Origin of the sequence: Endozoicomonas elysicola (assembly GCF_000710775.1) — a bacterium.
Lineage (GTDB): Bacteria > Pseudomonadota > Gammaproteobacteria > Pseudomonadales > Endozoicomonadaceae > Endozoicomonas > Endozoicomonas elysicola.
This window is the reverse complement of sequence record NZ_JOJP01000001.1, coordinates 2267401-2288722: the sequence shown is the minus strand read 5'-3', so window position 1 is coordinate 2288722 and position 21322 is coordinate 2267401. Positions and strand designations below refer to the sequence as shown.

At 46.9% G+C, this 21322-nt stretch carries 23 protein-coding genes; 10 read left to right on the top strand and 13 right to left on the bottom strand.

Going from position 1 to position 21322, the window contains the following annotated elements; all coding sequences use genetic code 11:
- Positions 1 to 186 precede the first annotated feature (186 nt).
- Together GV64_RS09800 and GV64_RS09795 are read right to left on the bottom strand one after the other, a co-directional pair.
- Positions 187 to 615, bottom strand: a complete 429-nt coding sequence (locus GV64_RS09800; protein ID WP_020585015.1) for a hypothetical protein — start codon at positions 613 to 615, stop codon at positions 187 to 189.
- A 159-nt stretch (positions 616 to 774) separates the two neighbouring features.
- On the bottom strand, positions 775 to 1272 hold the full coding sequence (locus GV64_RS09795; RefSeq protein ID WP_020585016.1) for a MarR family winged helix-turn-helix transcriptional regulator: 498 nt from the start codon (positions 1270 to 1272) through the stop codon (positions 775 to 777).
- Between the two features lie 217 nt (positions 1273 to 1489).
- On the opposite strand from GV64_RS09795, the gene ectA reads away from it, so the two are divergent.
- The 6 genes from ectA to GV64_RS09765 all read left to right on the top strand — a co-directional run bounded on the left by ectA (position 1490) and on the right by GV64_RS09765 (position 6565).
- A complete protein-coding gene (ectA, locus tag GV64_RS23730; protein ID WP_269078658.1) occupies positions 1490 to 2035 on the top strand; it encodes a diaminobutyrate acetyltransferase in 546 nt (181 codons plus the stop codon).
- Complete coding sequence (gene ectB, locus GV64_RS09785; RefSeq protein ID WP_020585018.1) at positions 2036 to 3346, top strand: diaminobutyrate--2-oxoglutarate transaminase; 1311 nt, start codon at positions 2036 to 2038, stop codon at positions 3344 to 3346.
- An 11-nt stretch (positions 3347 to 3357) separates the two neighbouring features.
- Complete coding sequence (locus tag GV64_RS09780) at positions 3358 to 3753, top strand: ectoine synthase (RefSeq protein WP_020585019.1); 396 nt, start codon at positions 3358 to 3360, stop codon at positions 3751 to 3753.
- Between the two features lie 7 nt (positions 3754 to 3760).
- Positions 3761 to 4666 (top strand): ectoine hydroxylase, encoded by a 906-nt coding sequence (gene thpD, locus GV64_RS09775; RefSeq protein ID WP_026258646.1) that lies wholly within the window; start codon positions 3761 to 3763, stop codon positions 4664 to 4666.
- The gene (locus GV64_RS09770; RefSeq protein ID WP_236632932.1) at positions 4636 to 6117 is read left to right on the top strand and encodes an aspartate kinase; all 1482 of its coding nucleotides are present in this window, start codon (positions 4636 to 4638) and stop codon (positions 6115 to 6117) included. The genes thpD and GV64_RS09770 overlap by 31 nt, the downstream gene beginning before the upstream one ends.
- Positions 6118 to 6367: 250 nt before the next feature.
- Positions 6368 to 6565 (top strand): hypothetical protein, encoded by a 198-nt coding sequence (locus GV64_RS09765; protein WP_020585022.1) that lies wholly within the window; start codon positions 6368 to 6370, stop codon positions 6563 to 6565.
- Positions 6566 to 7542: 977 nt separating this feature from the next.
- On the opposite strand, the gene GV64_RS09755 is transcribed toward GV64_RS09765, so the two are convergent.
- From GV64_RS09755 to GV64_RS09715, 9 genes are all read right to left on the bottom strand, one after another.
- A complete protein-coding gene (locus GV64_RS09755; protein ID WP_020585024.1) occupies positions 7543 to 7773 on the bottom strand; it encodes a hypothetical protein in 231 nt (76 codons plus the stop codon).
- Between the two features lie 206 nt (positions 7774 to 7979).
- On the bottom strand, positions 7980 to 8372 hold the full coding sequence (locus GV64_RS09750) for a MazG nucleotide pyrophosphohydrolase domain-containing protein (RefSeq protein WP_020585025.1): 393 nt from the start codon (positions 8370 to 8372) through the stop codon (positions 7980 to 7982).
- A 41-nt stretch (positions 8373 to 8413) separates the two neighbouring features.
- Positions 8414 to 9451 carry an NAD(P)H-dependent flavin oxidoreductase gene (locus GV64_RS09745; protein WP_330218049.1) on the bottom strand — a complete coding sequence of 346 codons (1038 nt, stop codon included), beginning with the start codon at positions 9449 to 9451 and terminating at the stop codon, positions 8414 to 8416.
- Between the two features lie 49 nt (positions 9452 to 9500).
- Complete coding sequence (locus tag GV64_RS09740) at positions 9501 to 10349, bottom strand: DMT family transporter (protein WP_020585027.1); 849 nt, start codon at positions 10347 to 10349, stop codon at positions 9501 to 9503.
- Between the two features lie 82 nt (positions 10350 to 10431).
- Entirely contained in the window at positions 10432 to 10647 is a 216-nt protein-coding gene (locus tag GV64_RS09735) for a DUF7661 family protein (protein ID WP_020585028.1), read from the bottom strand.
- A 63-nt stretch (positions 10648 to 10710) separates the two neighbouring features.
- Entirely contained in the window at positions 10711 to 11121 is a 411-nt protein-coding gene (locus GV64_RS23725) for a hypothetical protein (protein WP_020585029.1), read from the bottom strand.
- Positions 11122 to 11188: 67 nt separating this feature from the next.
- On the bottom strand, positions 11189 to 11926 hold the full coding sequence (locus tag GV64_RS09725; RefSeq protein ID WP_020585030.1) for an SGNH/GDSL hydrolase family protein: 738 nt from the start codon (positions 11924 to 11926) through the stop codon (positions 11189 to 11191).
- 14 nt (positions 11927 to 11940) lie between these two features.
- On the bottom strand, positions 11941 to 12402 hold the full coding sequence (locus tag GV64_RS09720; protein ID WP_020585031.1) for a DUF3291 domain-containing protein: 462 nt from the start codon (positions 12400 to 12402) through the stop codon (positions 11941 to 11943).
- Positions 12403 to 12466: 64 nt separating this feature from the next.
- Positions 12467 to 13351 (bottom strand): bile acid:sodium symporter family protein, encoded by an 885-nt coding sequence (locus GV64_RS09715; RefSeq protein WP_020585032.1) that lies wholly within the window; start codon positions 13349 to 13351, stop codon positions 12467 to 12469.
- 261 nt (positions 13352 to 13612) lie between these two features.
- Here GV64_RS09715 and GV64_RS09710 point away from each other — a divergent pair, with 261 nt between their 5' ends.
- Positions 13613 to 14350 (top strand): hypothetical protein, encoded by a 738-nt coding sequence (locus GV64_RS09710; RefSeq protein ID WP_236632931.1) that lies wholly within the window; start codon positions 13613 to 13615, stop codon positions 14348 to 14350.
- Between the two features lie 96 nt (positions 14351 to 14446).
- On the top strand, positions 14447 to 15199 hold the full coding sequence (locus GV64_RS09705) for a hypothetical protein (protein ID WP_020585034.1): 753 nt from the start codon (positions 14447 to 14449) through the stop codon (positions 15197 to 15199).
- A gap of 112 nt (positions 15200 to 15311) precedes the next feature.
- On the opposite strand, the gene GV64_RS23720 is transcribed toward GV64_RS09705, so the two are convergent.
- On the bottom strand, positions 15312 to 15737 hold the full coding sequence (locus tag GV64_RS23720) for a VanZ family protein (RefSeq protein WP_157237125.1): 426 nt from the start codon (positions 15735 to 15737) through the stop codon (positions 15312 to 15314).
- Between the two features lie 539 nt (positions 15738 to 16276).
- The gene (locus tag GV64_RS09695) at positions 16277 to 17728 is read right to left on the bottom strand and encodes a hypothetical protein (protein ID WP_152553991.1); all 1452 of its coding nucleotides are present in this window, start codon (positions 17726 to 17728) and stop codon (positions 16277 to 16279) included.
- A gap of 402 nt (positions 17729 to 18130) precedes the next feature.
- On the opposite strand from GV64_RS09695, the gene GV64_RS09690 reads away from it, so the two are divergent.
- The gene (locus tag GV64_RS09690) at positions 18131 to 19237 is read left to right on the top strand and encodes a linear amide C-N hydrolase (RefSeq protein WP_034844173.1); all 1107 of its coding nucleotides are present in this window, start codon (positions 18131 to 18133) and stop codon (positions 19235 to 19237) included.
- 455 nt (positions 19238 to 19692) lie between these two features.
- Entirely contained in the window at positions 19693 to 21294 is a 1602-nt protein-coding gene (locus tag GV64_RS09685; RefSeq protein WP_020585039.1) for an FAD-binding oxidoreductase, read from the top strand.
- The last annotated feature ends 28 nt before the right edge of the window (positions 21295 to 21322 follow it).

Below are 21322 nucleotides of genomic sequence, written 5' to 3'. Positions count from 1 at the left end.
ATGAAAAATAAAATATGCTGAGAGCCTGTGACAGAAGACCTTCATCAGATTTTAATGAAGGCAATATTCAGAAGAGATAAAGATAAGCAGATCTGGCGCCTTACATAGCTCCTACATAGTAAAGCGCTAACCGTTCAATCAAGCTCAATTATGAAAGTGGACAAAAGTTATTTACAAAACTCAGCCCTATGGCTGCCATTCATATTTATCAATACTATTGATGGCTACACCACCATCAATATCACCACTCATAGAAACATTTGCAGAAAAATTAATCAGCCGCCCCTGTACGCCTCCAGCCAAAAGCAATGCTTCCTGTTGAAAGTCATACCCGCCGCCCAACTCAGCCTGCCAGTCAATCTCGCCTCTGACGCCTTTCAGCAGGAATTTATCGAAGCCATCTGTAAGATGATAGGAAAGGGAAAGATCTACGCCGGTGACATCACCAACACCATCAACATCCACACTGCGGGCACCAACAATGGCTGAAGGCACCCAGCCGTTTTTCACCGTCCAGCCAAGCCCCACATAGACGTGATTATCACTCTGAGCCGCAGCCGTCGTACTTACCAACAATGACATCCCTGCCAGCAAGCCTTTTATTGTTCGGGACATAATGCTACCCCCTTTATTTTCAGGCAATTGGATTTACTTCCACTTCTCGATTATAACGCTAACTGACCCGCAAAAAACAGGCAATAAGCTTCACAGGCAATGTTGAAAATAGCGTTCAACGAGAGTCACCCGCAAAACTCTCAAACAGATCAACAGTGCTTAGCTCCAATTGCCGGAGTCGGTATCGTCCCTGTCAATCTGTCCGATATCCAGCATAGGTGCCGCATCAAGGTGCTGAGCATCCAGCATGAAGGCAACGCGTTCCAACGCTGAAATAACCATAGATTGCTCCCAGTCCTGCATGTCCTCAAAGCTACGTGTAAAAAGATCCTGTTGCGGAGTCGGTGCCTTTTTGAGCAGTTCAAGCCCTGCAGGCGTCAAACTGATCCAGACCTTGCGTTTATCTTCTTCTCCTCGCTCCCGGCAAACCAGCCCCTTCTTTTCAAGGCGGTCAAGAATACTGGTCACTGTTGCCTGTGTAAGACCAATCGCCTTCGCCAGATCACCCGTCGTAATCTGAGTCGATAGCCTGAGCGTTTGCATCGTCATTAACTGAGGCAGGGTGAGCCCGCTGCAGCGGCTGATCTCCTTATCCTGCATATCGGTTGATCTGATAATCCGACGTAACAATACCAGTGCATCCTGACTTCTTGCCATTTTCAGAGCTTCTCACTGCAAATTTTCTGGTAGCCCTACTATTCAATGCTTGTTGGGTAATTTCAAGCAGAAAATACATAGAAACACGATGAATAACTAATAGTAAAAGAAAGAGAAAAATGCAGAAAAAGTGACAAAACCTTGATTTAGCGACAGACAAATGCTTTAAAATATATAGGAATACTAAATTTTAGTATAACTAATATATCTAAGTACTATGCATATTTCTTATAGAGAACCCAACAAGATGGACGGCAACGTCGTACATCAGCTGATCAATCGATGCCCTCCCCTGGATAAAAATTCTTTGTATTGCAATCTATTGCAATGCACCGATTTTGCCAGCACGTCGATTGTCGCAGAGAGCGCTGATGGTGACATTGTCGGCTTTATCTCAGGCTACATACCGCCAGACAGCTCAGATACCTTATTCATCTGGCAGGTAGCCCTGGATCAACAGTGCCGTGGAAGAGGCATCGCATCACAAATGCTGAACAGGTTGTTTGCCCGACACAAGCAACTGCAACGCCTGAAAACCACCATCTCACCCGACAACATCCCTTCTCAGAAACTGTTCCAGGCCTTTTTCGAGAACCAGGGAATGACCGTCGAAACCTTCGATCACTTCAAAAGCGGTATCCACCTTGATAAAGATCATGAGGATGAAATCCTCTATCTCGGCACCAAAACGAGAACATCAGAAGCGGTAACGCCCCGAAGCAGCAGCGAACAATTCTGTCATCTGACTGAGGCAATTGGATAAATGAATATTTTTGATGAACTAGAGTCTGGCGTGCAGTGCTATGCACGCTCCTTTCCCCAGACATTTCACCGGGCACAGGGGGAGTTCCTGTACGACGAAAACAATAATGAGTATCTGGACTTCCTGGCCGGCGCAGGAACACTGAATTATGGTCACAACCACCCGGTATTCAAAGAAGCGCTGCTGGAATACATTCAGGCTGACGGTATTACCCACGGCCTTGATATGCACACAAAAGCCAAAGAAGCATTTCTGACCACCTTCAACGAGAACATTCTGAAGCCCAGGGAACTGGAATACGTTGTGCAGTTTACCGGACCAACCGGCACCAATGCCGTTGAAGCCGCCCTGAAGCTGGCAAGAAAAGTGACCGGCAGAACCGATGTCATTGCCTTCACAAACGGATTCCATGGTGTGAGTCTTGGCTCCCTAGCCGCCACGGGCAATAGCCACCACCGCAACGGTGCCGGAATCAGCCTGAACGGTGTCAGTCGACTGCCCTACGACGGCTACTTTAATGAGTCCCTTGATACGACAGAGTATCTGGATAAGGTACTTGGTGATTCAAGCAGTGGTGTCGATCTTCCTGCGGCAGTGATCGTTGAAACAGTGCAGGGTGAAGGCGGCATTAATGCAGCAAGCTTTGAATGGCTGAAAAACCTGGAAAACGTCTGCAGAAAATACGACATACTCCTGATTGTTGATGACATTCAGGCAGGCTGTGGCAGAACGGGGACCTTTTTCAGCTTTGAAGAGTCCGGCATAAAACCTGATATTGTGACCCTGTCAAAATCCCTCAGTGGTTACGGCCTCCCCTTTGCTGTTGTACTTTTCCGCCCAGAGCTGGATCAGTGGAAGCCCGGTGAACATAACGGCACATTTCGTGGCAACAACCTGGCTTTTGTCACGGCCAAAGTGGCCATCGACCACTATTGGTCCGACAATGAATTTTCCACAAACATTAAGAAGAAATCACTCTACATCGCCAACCGCCTGAAAACCATTGCCGAGATACATGGGGACAGCAGTCTGACCACACGTGGGCGAGGCATGTTCCAGGGGATTGACTGCGGTACTGGCGAGCTGGCAGCAAAAATCACCCGTAACTGCCTTGAGAATGGGCTGATTATTGAAACAAGCGGCCCTGGCGATCAGGTCGTCAAACTGCTCTGTCCGCTGATTATCAATGATGAGAACCTTGAAAAAGGTCTCGATATTATAGAGAACGCTTTTGCAGAAGTGTGCACGGCAGAAAGCAAACCATTCAGTAAAAAAAATCAATTTCGCAACCTGTACCGGGTAGCCAGCTGAGATAATAAAAAATGATTGTACGAACACTTCAAGACGCAGAACAGTCAGAGCGCCGTGTTGTCTCCCCTGACGGGCACTGGGAAAGCACCCGGATGCTGCTTAAAGACGACAACATGGGGTTTTCTTTCCATATCACCACCATTTATGCCAATACCGAAACCCATATCTGGTATCAGAACCACCTGGAATCCGTCTACTGCATTAGTGGTGAAGGCGAAATTGAAACGCTGGCCGACTCAAAGGTATACCCTATTAAACCGGGAATCCTCTACGTTCTGGATAAGCACGATGAGCATCTTCTGAGAGGCCACAGCGAGCTTAAGCTTGCCTGCGTTTTCAACCCGCCGTTGAACGGCCAGGAAGTTCACGACAAAGATGGTGTTTATCCGCTTCTGGAAGACAGTTGATCAAGCCATGCAGCAGCAAAATGATCTTTATCCATCAAGAATCAATGATAAGGACGACATTATCTGGCGTACCGACCCAGTCCTGCACCCCTCTGATATCCATCCGGCAGAACATCTGACTGAAGACCTGCTGCAACATTATCAGGAAAAAGGGTACATGCTGATACCAGACCTCTTTAATGAAAAAGAGGTCATCGCCTTCATCAGTGAACTGGAAAGGATGAAACAGGATTCAGCGATCCTGAACTCTCCACAGGCAATTACTGAAATGAGCAGTGGCGATTTGCGTTCAGTATTCCAGATCCACTGCAACCACCCGGCATTTTCACCTTTATTTTCAAAAACCGCTCGTGACTCCAGAATCACCGATGTCGTCCGTTTGATTCTTGGCGGTGATATCTACATCCACCAGTCCAGGCTGAATTTCAAACCTGGGTTCCGTGGTAAAGAGTTTTACTGGCACTCCGATTTTGAAACCTGGCACGTTGAAGACGGCATGCCAGCCATGGGAGCCCTGAGCTGTTCAATACTGTTAACGGACAACAATGCCCATAATGGTGCTCTGATGCTGATTCCGGGCTCCCACCGGGAGTACATTTCCTGCACAGGGGAAACACCTGACAATCATTACCTCTCTTCATTGAAGAAACAGGAATATGGTGTACCCAGTGACCAGAGCCTTTCATATCTTGCCAGTAAATACGGTATTGACTGCGCTGAAGCCAAAGCGGGTTCAGTCCTGTTTTTCGACTGCAATGTGATGCATGGCTCAAACAGTAACATCACACCATGTCCAAGAAGCAACCTGTTCTTTGCTTACAACCAAATTAATAATCGAGTGGGTGATCCATTTTGTGGAAAAACCCCTCGCCCGGAATACCTATGCTCTCGCCAAACCATGACGCCGATTTAAAGCACCCCAGAAAAATGTCACATACCGTTGAAAAAATTGGCGGCACTTCTATGAGCCAATACCAGGATGTGCTGAACAATATCTGGCTCAATGAAAAGAACGGCAGCATCTCTAACCGGATTTTTGTCGTCTCCGCTTATGCCGGTATAACCGACCTGCTGCTGGAACATAAGAAAACCGGCGAAGCCGGGGTCTACAGCTGCTTTATCGACGGTGAAAAAGAAGATGCATGGCTGGATATGCTGGGCAAACTCGAAACACGTCTGCTGGAAATTAACAAAGACATGTTTTCTGGCCACTACCTGTCACAAGCCAACCAGTTTATTCGACAGAGAATTGCTGATGCCCAAACCTGCATGACCAGCCTTCACAGTCTGTGCTCATACGGTCATTTTCAGCTCCAGCAACATCTCGCCACTGTCCGGGAAATGCTGGCCTCTATTGGTGAAGCTCACAGTGCTTTTAACTCCACCCTGCTTCTGAAATCCCGGGACATTAACGCCCGGTTTGTTGATCTGACAGGCTGGAAAACCAGCGAACCGCTTCCGATGGATGAAATGATCAAACAAGCCTTTGAAGGGTTTGATCCATCGAAACAGCTGCTCATTGCGACTGGTTATACACACTGCCAGGAACAACTGATGAAGACCTTTGATCGTGGCTACAGTGAGATGACCTTTGCAAAAATCGCTGCTGTCACCGGAGCCCGTGAAGCCATTATTCATAAGGAATATCACCTTAGCAGTGCTGACCCCAAGCTGGCAGGGAAAGACAACGTTATCCCCATTGGTATGACCAACTTTGACGTTGCCGACAAATTATCCAATCTCGGTATGGAAGCCATTCACCCAAAAGCCGCACAGGAAATCCGGAAAAGCGGCATAAAGCTAAGAATCAAAAATACATTTGAGCCTGAGCACTTAGGCACCATTATTGATCAAAATTACTGTAACCCGAGACCCTGTGTAGAAATTATTGCCGGGCGCAAAGATATCGCCGCCATTGAAATATTTGATCAGGAAATGCTGGGCTCTATCGAGCACGACCTGCAGATCAGCCGGCTCATTCAGGAACTGAAACTGCAGCTGGTCAATAAAGAGTCTGACGCGAACAGCATTACCTTCTACCTCACAGGAAGCCGGAAAAAAATTAACCGCCTGGTCCGCCTGACAGAGCAAAAGTACCCAACGGCGGAGGTAGCCATTCACAAAGCAGCCATGGTTTCCGCGATTGGTTCTGACCTGAAAGTGAAGGGTATACTCGCTAAAACAGTCTCAGCACTATCGGATGCAGATATTAATGTGATGGCCCTGCACCAAACCATTAGACAGGTTGAAATGCAGTGTATCGTTGCCGAGTCAGACTATGAGAACGCTATTCGCGCTCTACATAAAACACTGGTAGAGAATGAAAATCATGGTTCTGTCATTCGACGATACGTTGCAGCCTGAATGATTGCGGTAGCTCTTCCCGCTGCTACCAATAGCGAGCACATTGATAGCAGCGTTCCTTTACTCAAAAACAACTCCAGAAAGCTTAGTTGGTATTAGAATTCACCACCGGTCTCTGGTATATACTGAATACATGTACTTTTAATTAACGGGGGTAAAACACTGAAGCAACCTGGCTGCATGTGCTTTCCATTTTGACGGGGAAACACTGAGCCTGCTGGCTAATGAAGAAATAAATCGGGAGAGCAGCATGGCAGACAAAGACAATAGAAGAAACCAGAAGAAAGCCAACCTGATTTTTCCATCCAGAAAACAAATGGCTGCAATGGCACTTCAGGGGCTGCTGGCCAACCCCGATTTCAGTGACTGGACCGAAGAGAAGCTGGCCAAAAAGGCGGTAGAAGCCACAGATGAGTTAATCAAACGGTTAAATTCCGTAAGAAAATAACAACTCCCTTAATAACGTTGCCAACCCGACTAAAAAGAACATTAACTTCTATCTAAATTAAGGCAAGCCCTCACAGGCCTGCCTCAACGGGTTATGCGAAAACAGAGAAGAAAGTTATTCCCCTTACCAAAAGTATCAACCTCCCCAAAAGAACAGCTAATACCAATACCGCCTTCTAAACATGATATCGAGCAGGCCATTTTGTACGGTTGGGCAAGGCCGAATGACGCGTAATAGCGGGGCTATTGCGAGGAATTCCAACGAAGACCCAGCTGTTCAAAATGACTGCGCAGTTCATGATCAGAAGATGGAATTGGTATAATCCTTGGATTCACAGTGAAACGGCCTACGGAACAAGGCATGAGTAGAAAAGCAAGCTGACGATTCCTTCTGTCTACACAGTAGCTTGATGCAAAGGCTCCATTTGTTCCATGGGATTCTCTCTTTCAGTTACTGCCCGAGATTCAGAACTTCCCCTAAATCTACTCGCAAGACCACTGAAAAAAGAGTTTACAGTTGAGCATGTACGGTCTGCGATATAGCGAGGAATTTCGGAATATGTTTTTCCTTCATTTACGCCTTGCTTTGCGACACATAGCGAATAAATTACGACGGCCGACACCGCTATAATAAAACCAGCGAAGATTATAGCTGATTCATTTATTCCACCATCATCCTTACTGCAAAAATCAGGCTTCGGAGGCGGTTCTGGTGGAGGATGGCTACATGTGCAACTTAGGGTTTGGGCATTATTAAAACATACTTCACCAACCATTCTGACCACCTCCTTACAGTTTGTTTAACAACTATAGACACAGGAAGGTACAGAGTATGAAAGATGTGCGATATGGATGACCTGTCAAATGAAGTCTATTTATGACTACAGATAGTAGAGATCATTAAAACCAGCAATGTAGCAACGATTTTTCTGGCGAGGCCAATCCATGGCCTATTCCATTCTATGGTGAAAAATAAATTCAGTATTTATCCATCGTTGTTATCGCCGGGTATTCATTATCCGCATCGTTTGCTGCTGGCTGGTAATACTGGCTTTCAATCCAGTCCAGTGCTTTCTGAAATGCAAAGTCACCGTAGTCCGAATAACTGAAACGACGTGTCTCGCGTATTTTTGAGCAATGGGGTTTTACCAGATGCGCCTGCCAACCGGCCTGCCCATCTCTAAGCGTGTATTTTTCAATTCTCAGCATAACCAATGACAGTTTCCGCTATTATTATGACTGTATACGAACATTCTCGGGTACTGTTGAAGCACCAGCATCGTCAGCATACCATTGCAGCAGTGACAAATTCGTGACAGTCAAACATCAATAATTTCAGCGCAATTATCAATCAATTTACTGATACCTACATTGATACGTATCAATACCTAGCAAACAATAAACACAAGACTGAGCTATATAAGCTCAGCCTTGTGATCCTCAATCGCCTGCTCCTCAGCCAGTCTCTGTTTCTGCTTCTGCTTCACCTCCGACCAGGACACTCCCTGCTGTATACCCTCGATACGCTCACTGTACTTGGCCAGTGACCTTTCAAAGACCCTGGAGAGTGAAATTTTACCTTCCTGTTCAAGAGCCAGAAGCAAGTTCAGGTAATCCCAGAACACATCCCCCAGCTCGTCTTCAAGGTAACAGTTTCTGTCAGAATCCAGTTCCTCCTGAACCTCATCCAGCTCCAGCCGGATCTCCCTGAAATAGGTTTCGCTGCCGTTTGACCATTCACTGTCCTGATCAATCAGGTTTTTCTGCCTGACAACATCAAGCAACTTGTTCAAATGTTTCGGATTCATACTAAAGACCAGGTCTATTAACTGACCACTGCAATATACCCTTAGTCAGCTCCAGACCATAAGCTGCGAGTTAACTGACCTGCTGGAATTTCTCGACAACCACTCCGGTTTTCACCGGACCATAAGGGTGAAAAGTCAGGCATCCCTCCTGACTCAGCCCGTGCACGCAGAGGACCTAAAGCAATAGAAGCATAGGGAAAGTCCGGTGCATCGCTGGAAATATTATTCAGGTCTTTCATTAATCGATTACTTAACCCTCGGGCAGGACGACCGGAAAACAGGTTCGTCAACGCCGTTGATGCCATTTGAGACTTCAAAGCGTCACGGTGAACCGGACTGGCTTTTGACTCATCACAAAGCAGGTAGCTTGTGCCAATTTGCACACCGGCTGTGCCGAGATCCATCATCGTCACAATACCTTGATGGGATGCAATGCCTCCGGCGGCGATAACAGGAACCGTCAGTGTCGTTAATAATGCCCTGACTAATGCATCAGTCCCCATCTGGGATGCAATATCTGTGGTTAAAAACATCCCTCGATGACCACCAGCCTCCACGCCCTGGGCAATCACAATATCCACCCCATTGGCTTCCAGCCAGATCCCTTCCTCAAGGGTAGTAGCTGAAGACATAATCACCGTTCCCCAGGACTTGATACGCCTGACAAGATGCTCTGCAGGCAAACCAAAGTGAAAGCTGAGCACCGGTGGTTTATGGGGCTCCAGAATCTCGGCAGTAGCGTCATCAAAAGGCACTCTCAGGTTGCCCATCTGATTCGGCGGGCTGACATTCATCTCTGCATAATACGCTGCTAACCTCTGTTCCCAGGCTGCCATCTTGTCGTTATCTATTTCCGGCATTTTATGGCAGAAAAAATTCAGGTTATAAGGTTTATGAGAGTGCTGTTTAAATGCTGCGATTTCGGTGAGCACCTGTTCAGGACTCAACATGCCACAGGGAATAGAGCCCAGCCCTCCAGCCTCAGCAACCGCTGCCGCCAGTTCCCAGTTCTGAACGCCTGCCATGGGCGCCTGAATAATAGGAAAGTCCAATCCCAGCATATGATGCAGCAACATCATCAAACTCCATGAAATGTTTTACCTTGGGATGACGAAAGCCTTCACAACCTTAACGCGATGTTCTGGCAACATCTCCGTGCTTATTTTCAGGAACATACATATTCAATAAATTCCCCAGCAACATCAGCAGAGCCCCAACCATCAATGCAATTTCCAGAGGCTCGGCATAGAACGCAACGCCGACCATGGCAATGGCCGGCAACCTCAGAAAGTCCATAGTAACGACCACGGTAGCTTCTGCAGTCTGCATGGCTTTAGCCATGCAGAAATGGGCGGTCAGCGCACTGATACCGATAACGGTAATCCAGAACCACTGAACATCGGTAGGGTTTTGCCAGTTCAGCAATGAAAAACATAAACCAATAGGTAACTGCACCAGGCACATGTAAAACAGAATGGTCAGTGGGTGTTCAGTAGCAGCAAGAGATTTTGTCGAAGAGTGGGCAACGGCATAACAGATGGCCGCACCGAGCACGATCAGTGAAGAATGACTGATAACCCCACTGCCGGGCTGAACGATCACAACAACCCCGACCATACCCAGAATTATGGCAAAAACTTTCCGGACCGTAAGCTGCTCATTCAGGAACAGGCAGGCAATCAATGCTGTCCATAAGGGCACGGTAAACTCCAGGGCAAAAACCTCTGCAAGAGGCAATAGCCCAATACCCAGAAACCACCCATATGACCCAGCAAAGTGAACAATATTCCGGATACCATGGAGGCCAGGGCGGTCAGTACGGAACCGTTCTACCTTCCCTGAACAGGCAATCACTAGAGCAATAACAAACAGCCCAATGACACTCCGGAAAAACAAAACCTGAAACGTGTCAATCAAACCACTGAGTTCGCGGACTCCAATAGCCATCAAACTAAATGACGTTAATGCGCCAATCATCCACAATGCGGATTTGATAATGATGACATTACTCCCTTAAAGCCGGCTTCCTGTTTAATGGAACAGACAAAAAACAAACTAATCAGTGCAGTCGAATAACACGATGGTGCTTTTCCGTAGCGAACTCATGATACATATCATCAAGATATTGACCCAACCTGGATTCAGGTAACTCAGCCGGTATCACAATATCATACACCCTGGCTCGAGCCCCCGTTGGAGAATCATTATAGAGCAACCACTCTCCATTCTTTCGCTCGACCACCATGAGCTTTCCGAAAGCGTTAAATCTGATCATAAATGCCCCATTCTAAGCATTGACAGAATAACGGTGACAGACATTCCCGCGTCCAGATACCGGCTACTCTTTGATTTCGATACGGTAAGCTTTATAAACTTTGTCATCAATGTTCTCAACACTGTGTAAAACTTCCGGGTCCAACCACTGTGGCATTTGGTGATGTTTTCCATCAGTAGGTTTTGTGAAAAACAACAAGTCCCCCTCTTCTCCGTAGTAGTTTATCTGAGCAGGTTTATCGACAATCATCACACTACCGGAACGGTGAGTATGAAAAGGCTCTTTACTGCCTGGCTCAATCACCACCCGCAATACTCTAACCTTGTCATTCTCTAAAAGAATTTCATGTGAGTCAGGCGCTGCATTAACGGCATCAAGTGAGTCAGGGTATGGCCACACATCGTTTCCAGAAAAAGCCAGGGGGCATAAAAATAATGAGAAAAACAGACAGTGTTGAGTAATGCTGAGTTGCATAAATAAAGCCCTGAATATTCATCTCCATAGAAAATAGCAGGACATAGCTATGTACGCTGACACCTCTTCATTGCCTTGAAACAAAAGCCGCTCTTGCCTTCCAGCCCTCAGATATCCGATCCGTAATGATGTCCGCCCAAACCTGATATCCGGACTCATTTGGATGATAACCATCTTCAGCCATTAAAGAAGCATCCAGCGCTGTCTCACTCTGAATGTATACCCACCCTTCCTGCTCGCAGAGCTGTTGCAACTGTCTATCCAGAAGATATGCCTTTACTCCCAGCACCCAGCTTAATGGGGGTGGAAGTAGAGGAAATTGGTTTATCTTCGGGATTGAGGTAACAAATACCCTGGTATGACCAACAGAAAAGCGACGAACACACGCTTTCATGTTTTTATTGAACATCGAGCCTCTGGTAAATTTAGTCGTATCATTGACACCAAAACTGACTATTAACACATCCGGCTCTTCAATCACTGCGTCGAATGACAGAGAATCAATAATTCGGGCACCATTTTTTGCCAGTATCTCCCAGTCAAACCCTACACTCAGTTCGTGAGAAAGTTGGCTGACGACCCGATGGGTCAAGCCCTGCCTTATATCTTCCACACCGACCCCGGCCACGGGACTTTCACCAATATGAAGGATAGAAAAGTCGGCGTTACTGGTCTTTAGCCGTTTACCAGTGGCTTCAGGCAGACGCAGTGCATTTCTTTTTAACTGCATCCCCTGATAAAAAGCGATAGAAACCAGCAATAGAAAACCGGAAAGAATGCTCAGCAGCATCATAAACACATACATCAATACTATACCTGCTATGCACTTTTCAGCTCAGGTGCTGGATACGGTCGGGCAAAGGTAAATGACTTCTCTGTTGGCCCCTGAGTATCCAGCGATTCAAGCGCCTGCTTTCCTTCTTCCACCGTAGGTATCGTGTCTGAAGGTATCCACCATAATGCAAGATGTGAACCAGGCAGTTTATCGAACCAGTCTTTCTTCTGCTTGAGAACACTAAGGTGTTCACCCGAATACACATACTGCTTCAGATCCTCATAGGTTTGCCATACCGACATATTGATAATAATCAGTTCATCATCAAAGACCGAAATATCAGTGGCATCCCCTTCTTCCGTCTGCAGCCGCCAGACAAAGCCGGGACTGTTATCCGCAAGTTGATTGATATAGTCAAGCTGGTCGACAAACCCCTTCATTACCGCGCTGTCCATTGGGCCTTTTGCTTTCGCGATATTGACCTGGGCAAGATGATACCTGGCCATGATTTCCTTTCCTTTTTATTTCTTATTCGTGCAAACATTCAGCCCAGAACAGAAGGTACTGCTCTCAGGACGTCACCACCTTACCCTGGGCGATTTTATCTTTCCTTAATACAGCCATCGTGAACAGCGATGCCGTAACAAACATCAGAAGACTGTATACACTTGGACCAATGGACATGGTAGCACTGTCCAGAATGGTAACGGTCACCAGCAGGGCCAGTGTTCCATTCTGCAGACCCACTTCCAGACAGATGGTTCTTGCCTGCTGCTCACTTTCCACCAGCCATTTGCCCACCAGATACCCCAGCACCATTGTCACTACATTCAGAGCCAAAGCAGCAAAGCCTGCCTGAAGCAAATACGTCAATACTTTCTCACCCAGTTGCAGGGCGATACTGACAATCATCAATGCCAGTATCGCGGCGGATAGCTTGCTGACATAAGGCTCTGTCCTCTCAGCGAAGCCCTGCCATTGCATCCGGATTCCCATACCAATCAACGTTGGAATAATGGTAATCGCCATCAACTTAACCCAGGTAATCAACACCGGTAATTCAAACTGGGAGTTTTCACCAGCGTAGTGATATATCGCCCAGTTACCCAGTAGAGGAATCGTAAAGGTAGTGATAAACCCGGCAATGGTCGTCAATGAAATGGACAGCCCAACATCCGCTCTGGCCAGAAGGCTATAAAGGTTTGACGTGGTCCCCCCGGGGCAAAGAGCCAGTATGAAAAGCCCAATGGCAAGCTCACCACTTAAGCCGGCAAGATCAATAATCACTACTGCAACAATCGGCAACAGAAGCATCTGACAGGTAATGCCCACCAGAAAAGCCCGGGGCTGCATAAAAACCCTGGTGAAGTCCTTGAAGGTGAGGCTTAACCCAACACCGATCATGATAAGAATGAGAGCGACAGGAAGCCCTATCCCAACAAGTACCTGATACATGGATGAAATCCTTGTTCTTGTTTATTGTTATTTTTGTTCGATGATTTTGCAGATTTTACAGGAATAACACAATGGTGAATTAACCCCTGTCGGCCTTAAAAACTGCAGAGAAAACGATCTTATAGCAGCCTGCAATAATGATACTTTGTTTGAATTTCATTTAGTAAAGACTGTGTAAGAGGACGTTTGACGTTTGTTTACTCTTTGCCTATACCCATTGTCCCTGAACAATGAAAAAAAGGGTTACTGATGATGTCCCTCATGCATAAGATTTATTCCACGCTTTTTTTATTGTCTGCAATCACTTTTAACGTTCACGCCGATTCCCTGCCCAATCATATGAAAGATGCTTCCGAACTAACGAGCAGCATCGTTAAGGCAGCCCGCCCCAATGTTCTGCTGTGTGTCCTGCCTTCCACCTCCGGGGCCGATACGGGTGATGTCATTGGCAAGGTCACACCCGGTAACGAACCCGGCTCTTTTGTGTGTGAGTACACTCAGCTTATTAACGGCGTGGCGATGGGTCCCTATGTCACCACTGATTTCCAATGGCTGAACGCCACCTATGAACAACTGGCCAGCTGGCTGACCTCTCTGGCACACATCGAGAAAAGCGACAAAGGCCATTATTACGTTTTACGGTGCAGCGAACATCATCCGGATCACCCGCCAGCCATTTGTGCACAGTCCACTTCCGGCAAGGGTTTTGAATTTGGTTATGAAACCGTTTCCGGTAACGGGCATAAGTCCTGCGGCGAATTTGTTGGTGCAGTTTATACCTCACCGTTCTTTGACGTAGCTCTGGCCGGCTGGAATGAATGCACTGGCAAAACATTCTCTCCCGATTGCCATCAATGTAATGGCGATGGCTGTGGCGCCTTCCATTGCTCTGCCTTCACTACCTGGGATCAGTGTCCAAAAGGCAGTCATGTCTGTGGCTATCAGACCTGCGTAGGCAACCTCTGTTCGCAAAAGCGCATCTGCGAATGGGATAAATAACCCGCCACCCCCTGCCATCTAAACCTATTTCCATGCAGGCCTTCACCTTGGCGGCCTGCATATCAGTAATATTTTTACCATTACAGACTTCTTATTATGAATGTAATACATAAGGTTCGCGCACTGCTGATATGTCTGCTGGCAGCTGCTCTTCAGACCAACGCGGCAGATTTCCCAAACCATCTGAAAGCAGCTTCTCAACTGACCCCCTATGCATATGAGAGAGCCAAGCCCAATGTTTTACTGTGTATTTTACCGTTCAGCCCTGAGTCAGGTATTTCCGGTGATATTATTGGTAGAGTTATTCCCGGACATAAAGCCCGTACTTACGTGTGTGAGTATATCCTGCCCGAGCACGGCTTCTTCAGTACATCCTTAACAACCACTGAATTTGACTGGCTGGATGTTACTCATGGGGAGCTCGCCAGTTGGCTTACATCATTTGCCAGCATTGAAAAGGACAGTCACGGGAAAACCTTCTTTGCTATCCGCGGAGATGAGCACGACCCTGAACACTTCCCCCCTATTTGCGTGCACACCACTGCCAAAAAAGGCTTTGAGTTTGGTTATGAAACCGTATCAGACGAAGGTCAGAAATCCTGTGATCACTTCGTCGGAGCGATCTACCCATCGCCCTTCTTCAGCTATGTAGAGACAGCAACCAATGGCTGCACCGGTGAAACCTTCTCTCCGGAATGCCACCAGTGTAATGGTGATGGATGTGGTGCTTTCCATTGTTCCGCCTTCACAACCTGGGATAAGTGCCCCAAAGGCAGTCATCAATGTGACTATGAAGTATGTGCCTCCCACTTCTGTACTAACAAGCCAATCTGTGAGTGGGATAAATAGTCAACCCGAAAAAAAGGCATAACCACAAAGACACGAAAAGAGGCTTTTCCCTGGCTCTTCGTGTCTTTGTGCCTTTTATGCCCTTGGGTATTGCGGTTAAAAAAGCTACGAGCTAGAGATTAAACAACACACTCATGCATTCAGGCCAGGGCTGGCATTTGCCTTCAGAGGCACTCGATGAGCCAATAGAAAAAATGATCAATAGATAAAGCCCAATCCCGACCCCATTAGCCAGGATATCAGCAATACTGAAACGGCGATCACGGGTCATGTGCTGACAGGTTTCGATAAACACCCCAAATGCCATCAGCCCTGTAGGCTTCCACCACGGAAGCTCTGCCATTGGAAAAGCCAGATCAAGCAGCAGAAACAACACCATAAAGGTGAGAATATGTTTCACCTTATCATTAAGAAATCGGGTAGGGTCCCACTTACCCGGTATCAGTGACATAAATAAGGCAAAAGCCAGAGCACAGAAAAACAGGATTCGCCAGGTTGCAGTAGGGATTGCCAGAAGCTCTGCGAATAGTTCGTTCATTTTATGGCCCTGAGTTTTCTGTTCTAAAACAGTCATCGGCCGTTTTTTTGTAGGATTGATGCTGTTCAGGATTACCGTGATGACATCCACCACCCCGAGTGAAAGTTCAGGCTCAACCTATGATTAAATCCTGCCCATAAGATGCTTCAAGCTTCTTCGTTACTCTTATTAGGTTCTGTCGAATTTTATTCATATGAAGTGCCACCTTCTGGAGTTATAGGGCAACAACGATCCGTTCAGATATTTCTCCTGAACACCCAGTTCTATAAATACGGGCTGCATAGCAAGCAGAAGGTTAGAGCTTCAATTCAAGCCCCAAAAATCCAACGCTCTTATCAACCTATCGACAATAGTTGAGGTAAAAAAGCACCCTCACGCCATTACCAGCATCGATCCCAATCAGCCGGCTGCCCAGAGCCGGAAAAATAACGGATTAGAGATCACTACCTGACAAGCTTAGATGAAAGCACTTCAGTCCACATTAAAGGCTCAGTGGCAATTAAACTGAACTTACTTTTAACCTCTCTACAGAAGCATATTCAAACAAGCGCAGAAAAATTTTCAATCTTCTCCTCAATACCATTAATTACTCTATTCATAAAAGCAGGAAAGTCAGCAATAGTTTTATCTTCAGCAATACCTTGATCTTCCTCCATTTCCTGATCCTGACCAATTTCCTCCTCAAGACAGTCAAAAGACACAACCTCCAGATCCATTCTGAGCTGTTTTAAAAGCTGATCATTAACCCTTTGTCTGACTTGATGAGTATCACTAAAGGCTCTCAGTGTATGATCCATACTGGCATCAGACATCCTTTCAAACTGGACATGGGTGTTATGACAACTTTGATTAGCCCCCATATTATTGAGTGCATCGAACTGTCCGAAAGCAGCATCTCCTGCAGCCACTTGGGCACCAGAAACACGAAAAAGGTCTTCAGTTGCTAACCGCTGAACATAGCTGTTGACCCTTTGGGATAGTGGCGCATATAGACTGTCAGTAATCTTTTTGGGTAATGTCTTAATCACATAGTCTTTGGCACAATAGTACGGCAATCTTTCGTGAAATATATCCTCTAACTCAAGGCAGTCGTTCACATACTCAGCATCAGGAATGATAAAAAATTGTTTGATGTAGTCTGGGTGAATCTCTGACAGATGGAGCAATAAACCTGAACCGCTGGAAACATCAAAATCAACCTTTTGAGCTTCATTCTCGAGCGAGTACATCATATCGCCGTTAGCCGCTATTTTTCTCAGCTTTTCTTCAAACTCTGATTTAAAAATATCAAGAATCACAGGATGAAGCTTCGAACGAATTGCAGCTTCACCACGAATGATGGAAGGCATCAACTCGCTAAGGCACACAACAAATAAGCAGAGATTTTCACCATACTTTCGATCATGACTGGCAACAAACTGTTTCACTAAAAAATCAACCGTCAGTGCTCCATATGGCTGACCCTGAGCATTCTCAGAGAAGCCCTTCGCTAACGCATAAACGCCGTCGGGTTTAACAGTATTCAATTGATCCGCCAGAGACATTAGACGTGAATCTAATTCGGCACCCTCTGGCCTCCCGGAAGCAACGGTAGCATCATTGCAAAGAGAGTATCGTCCCTGCTTGGCCGGTTGAGAACCCTCTGAATCTAAGGGCTGTTCCCGCTTCCTTGATGGTAACATTGCTTCAATACCAGAGGGAGGTGAAGTGTCAGGGGATAGAGTCAGTTGCTCTTGTGGAGAGCTCTGCTCCTCCGATGAGCGATGAGCAATTGAGATAGTTCTATGATCAGCCGGTAATTCCTGCAGCTTGGTATCAGGCATCTGACTCAATTTTTTCTGCATATTGATAGGCAGATCCCTTTCGACTTTAACGCTTCGAGGTCCAACCAATGCCTCTGATTCATGACCAGTACCGAGAGATGAATCAGGCCTTGATTCTCTTATATCAGCTTCGTTAAATGGCAACGTAGTACTATTACTTATATCCACAATCTCTCCTGCCTCATTGCTGCACTTATTCCAGGATTAAAAAGGCAAGTATCATTAGCATCAGGTATTTTTCCATAACACCCCCGTAAGAATTACTGTCAAATCATATTTTCTTTAGCTGTCCTGCATAGGATGAGTGTTAGCAACGGATATGCAAACAGTTGGTAACGCTCCTAGAGAAGGCAGGTACCTGAACATAAAAATGATGTAGTCATATAATTTCTGCATTGCCGAACACTGTGATCTTCTTATAAAGACCTGAGGGATCGTTAAGCAGCACCCATAAGTACATCATCTCCCCAAATAGAAAACTGGCAGAGTTCCATATCCGGCTGATAATTATTCATAGCAAATCCGTTCCAAATCCATAGATTCAGGAATCGTGAGACGAGGTAACCTTCAATGCTAGTGAGATTCTTATCAGGCCATCTACTACTGGCTCTGCTACTAACCATCCCTTCTTACCGAACTGTGCATGCCTGTACCGGCATCACCATCACCACCGAGTCAAATGCCAATATTCACGCCAGAACCATTGAGTGGGGCGAGAGCAACCTGAACAGCAAGCTGATTCTTGCCCCCCGTGATTACCAGTACACATCAACCCTCCCCAACGGAAAAAACGGGCTGAGCTGGAAAAGCAAATACGGGTTTGCGGGCATCTCGGTCAGTGATGACCGGTTTATTGCGGAAGGGGTTAACGAGGAAGGTCTTACTGCCGGGTTATTTTATTTCAAAGGCTATGGTTCACTGGCAAAGTTCGACCCGAAGAAAACCAGAAACAATATTACCGATATGGATTTTGTCCGCTGGATGCTGAGCCAGTTCAAAACGGTTAAAGACGTAAAGTCGGCCATGGCCAACATTAAAATTGTTCATGTGTTTATTGATGCCAAAGGTAATCCATCACCGACTGCCCATTGGCGTGTAACCGATAACACCGGGGCCAGTATTGTGATTGAGATCATCAACCATGGGCAGGTCCATATTTACGACAATGAAGTGGGGGTACTGACTAATTCACCAGATTTCCCCTGGCAGGTCACCAACCTGAATAACTACATTCACCTGGACCCCGGCAGCGCAGCACCGAAAAAGATTGGCCAATACCTGGCGAACTCGTTTGGTGTCGGCAGCGCTTTTGCCGGATTGCCCGGCGATATCAGCCCACCATCGCGATTTGTCCGGGCATCCTTTTACCTGCACACCGCCCCACCCATGAAAACCAGTAAAGATGCCGTTTCTCAGGCATTTCATATTCTCAACAATTTCGACATACCGTTAGGTTCAGAGTTTGGTCCACATCACAGGCAACATATACCGAATCTGCCCAGCGCTACCCAGTGGACTTCTGTTATCGACCAGCAAAAAAAGGTGCTGTATTTCACCACCATGAACGACAGTCGTATCAAAGAGCTGGACCTTGACCTGGTTAACTTCAAACAAAAAACAGAAACCAAACTGCCACTGGATAATGGGCATTTTACTGTGGAAAAAGTAAACCTCTGAACTGCCGACTTTCGCATTAAAAATTACTTGAATGTTCATCACAAAGGCACAGAGATACTAAGAAAAGCGCTTCTCTGTGGCTCTGTGCCTTTGTGGTGAACATGATAATTTCTGGCCCACTCCTTCTCTAATCATTGAAATCCCATGACCCAACTTGCTACATTACCAATTCAAACGATCGTTCTAATTTATAATTCTGAAAAAATCGTACATAAATGAGCGTTAGCTGTTCCCTAGGAGCCTGTCGGACTTAACCGGCCGTAGCGAGAAAAAGTCCAGTTTGAGCCAGTTTTTATGCTGATTTGAGGCGAATAGTGGTTCTATTCAACGAAAAGCAGCATAAAAAATGGCCAAATCCGGCTTTTTCGCAGTAGGCCAGTGGTAAGTCCGACAGGCTCCTAGCTCTACATGGCAGTTATTCGCACCCAAAGAATAAGAAGAATACAGAGGTAGACATGCGCCGTTGGAATGGCTGGGGTGATGATAGTTACGTCAAAGAAGTATCCGACCATGGAGGTGCATTGATTCGCAGTATTATTGGCGAACCTGCTCCCCTGAAAGATGCAACTCTGGACAGTGTGATGGCCAGGGTACCGGCATCACGCCTGCCCCAGCACCCACTGATTGTTACCGCAGAAGAAGATCGTGTGCGACACGCTCGTGGTCAGAGCTTCCCCGACTGGCTGGCCATGCGCAGCGGCGACTTTGAATTTTTCCCCGATGGTGTGGCCTATCCGGAAACCAGTGCACAGGTCCGCGAGCTGTTAGAGTTTGCGGTTCAGCATGATTTCATTGTTATCCCATACGGTGGTGGTACCTCCGTCGCCGGTCACATTACGCCGCAGAAAAGCACGAAGGCCATTCTGACCATTGATATGGGTCGAATGAATCAATTGATGGATCTCAATGAAGAGAGCCAGATTGCCACCTTTGGTGCCGGTACTCCCGGCCCCCAGGTTGAAGCCCAGCTACAGGCTCGCGGTTATACGCTGGGCCATTACCCTCAATCCTGGGAGTTATCCACCATTGGTGGCTGGATTGCCTCCCGCTCCTCAGGCCAGCAATCGCTCCGTTATGGTCGTATTGAGCAAATGTTTGCCGGTGGTCGTATGGAAACCCTGCAGGGTACCCTGGACATACCATCAATCCCGGCCTCATCTGCCGGCCCTGATATCCGTGAAGTGACCATGGGTACTGAAGGCCGCATGGGTATCTTCACGGAAGTTAAGGTACGCGTACAACGGGCGCCTGAAGAAGAAAAGTTCATGGTGTGCTTCATGCCAAACTGGCAGGCGGGCAAAACCGTTGCGCGGGAAGTTGCCCAGCAGAAAATCCCTCTGTCCATGATGCGTGTCAGCAACGCCAAAGAGACGCGAGCCCATGCCAATTTAGGTACATCACTCAAGCAGTTTAAGCTACTGGATGGGTATCTGCGTTTTCGCGGACTGGATGATAATCGCTGCATGCTGACCTTTGGTGTTACAGGCTCTAAATACCAGAATAAAGTGGCCCTGAAGCAGCTTAAAAAGATTTTGAAAAAGCACGGAGGCGTTGGCGGAGCACTGGCCAACATCATGGGTACGATCTGGGCGCATGGTCGCTTCAAATTCCCCTATTTACGGGAAACCACCTGGGCGCAGGGCATCGCGGTTGATACGCTGGAAACCTCAACCGACTGGGGAAATATTGATGAACAGATGAGCCAGATGGAAACCACCCTTGAAAATGCGCTGAAAGACGACGGTGAGAAAGTCATGGTCTTTACCCACCTCTCCCATATTTACGGTCAGGGCGCGAGTATCTACACCACTTACTTCTTCCGCTGTGCCGACAGCTACGAAGCCACCCTGGAACGCTGGAAAAAGCTTAAATCCAAAACCTGTGAAGTCATTGCTCAAGGTCGTGCAACCATTTCTCACCAGCACGGTGTCGGGCGTGACCATGCCCTCTATATGCCGGTTGAAAAGGGTGAGTTAGGTATGCGGGTTATTAAAACGCTGGTGAAAGATTTTGACCCGGAAAAGCGACTGAACCCTGGTGTTTTACTTCAGGAATAACCCTCGCTTTACATAGCAAACCAGGAAT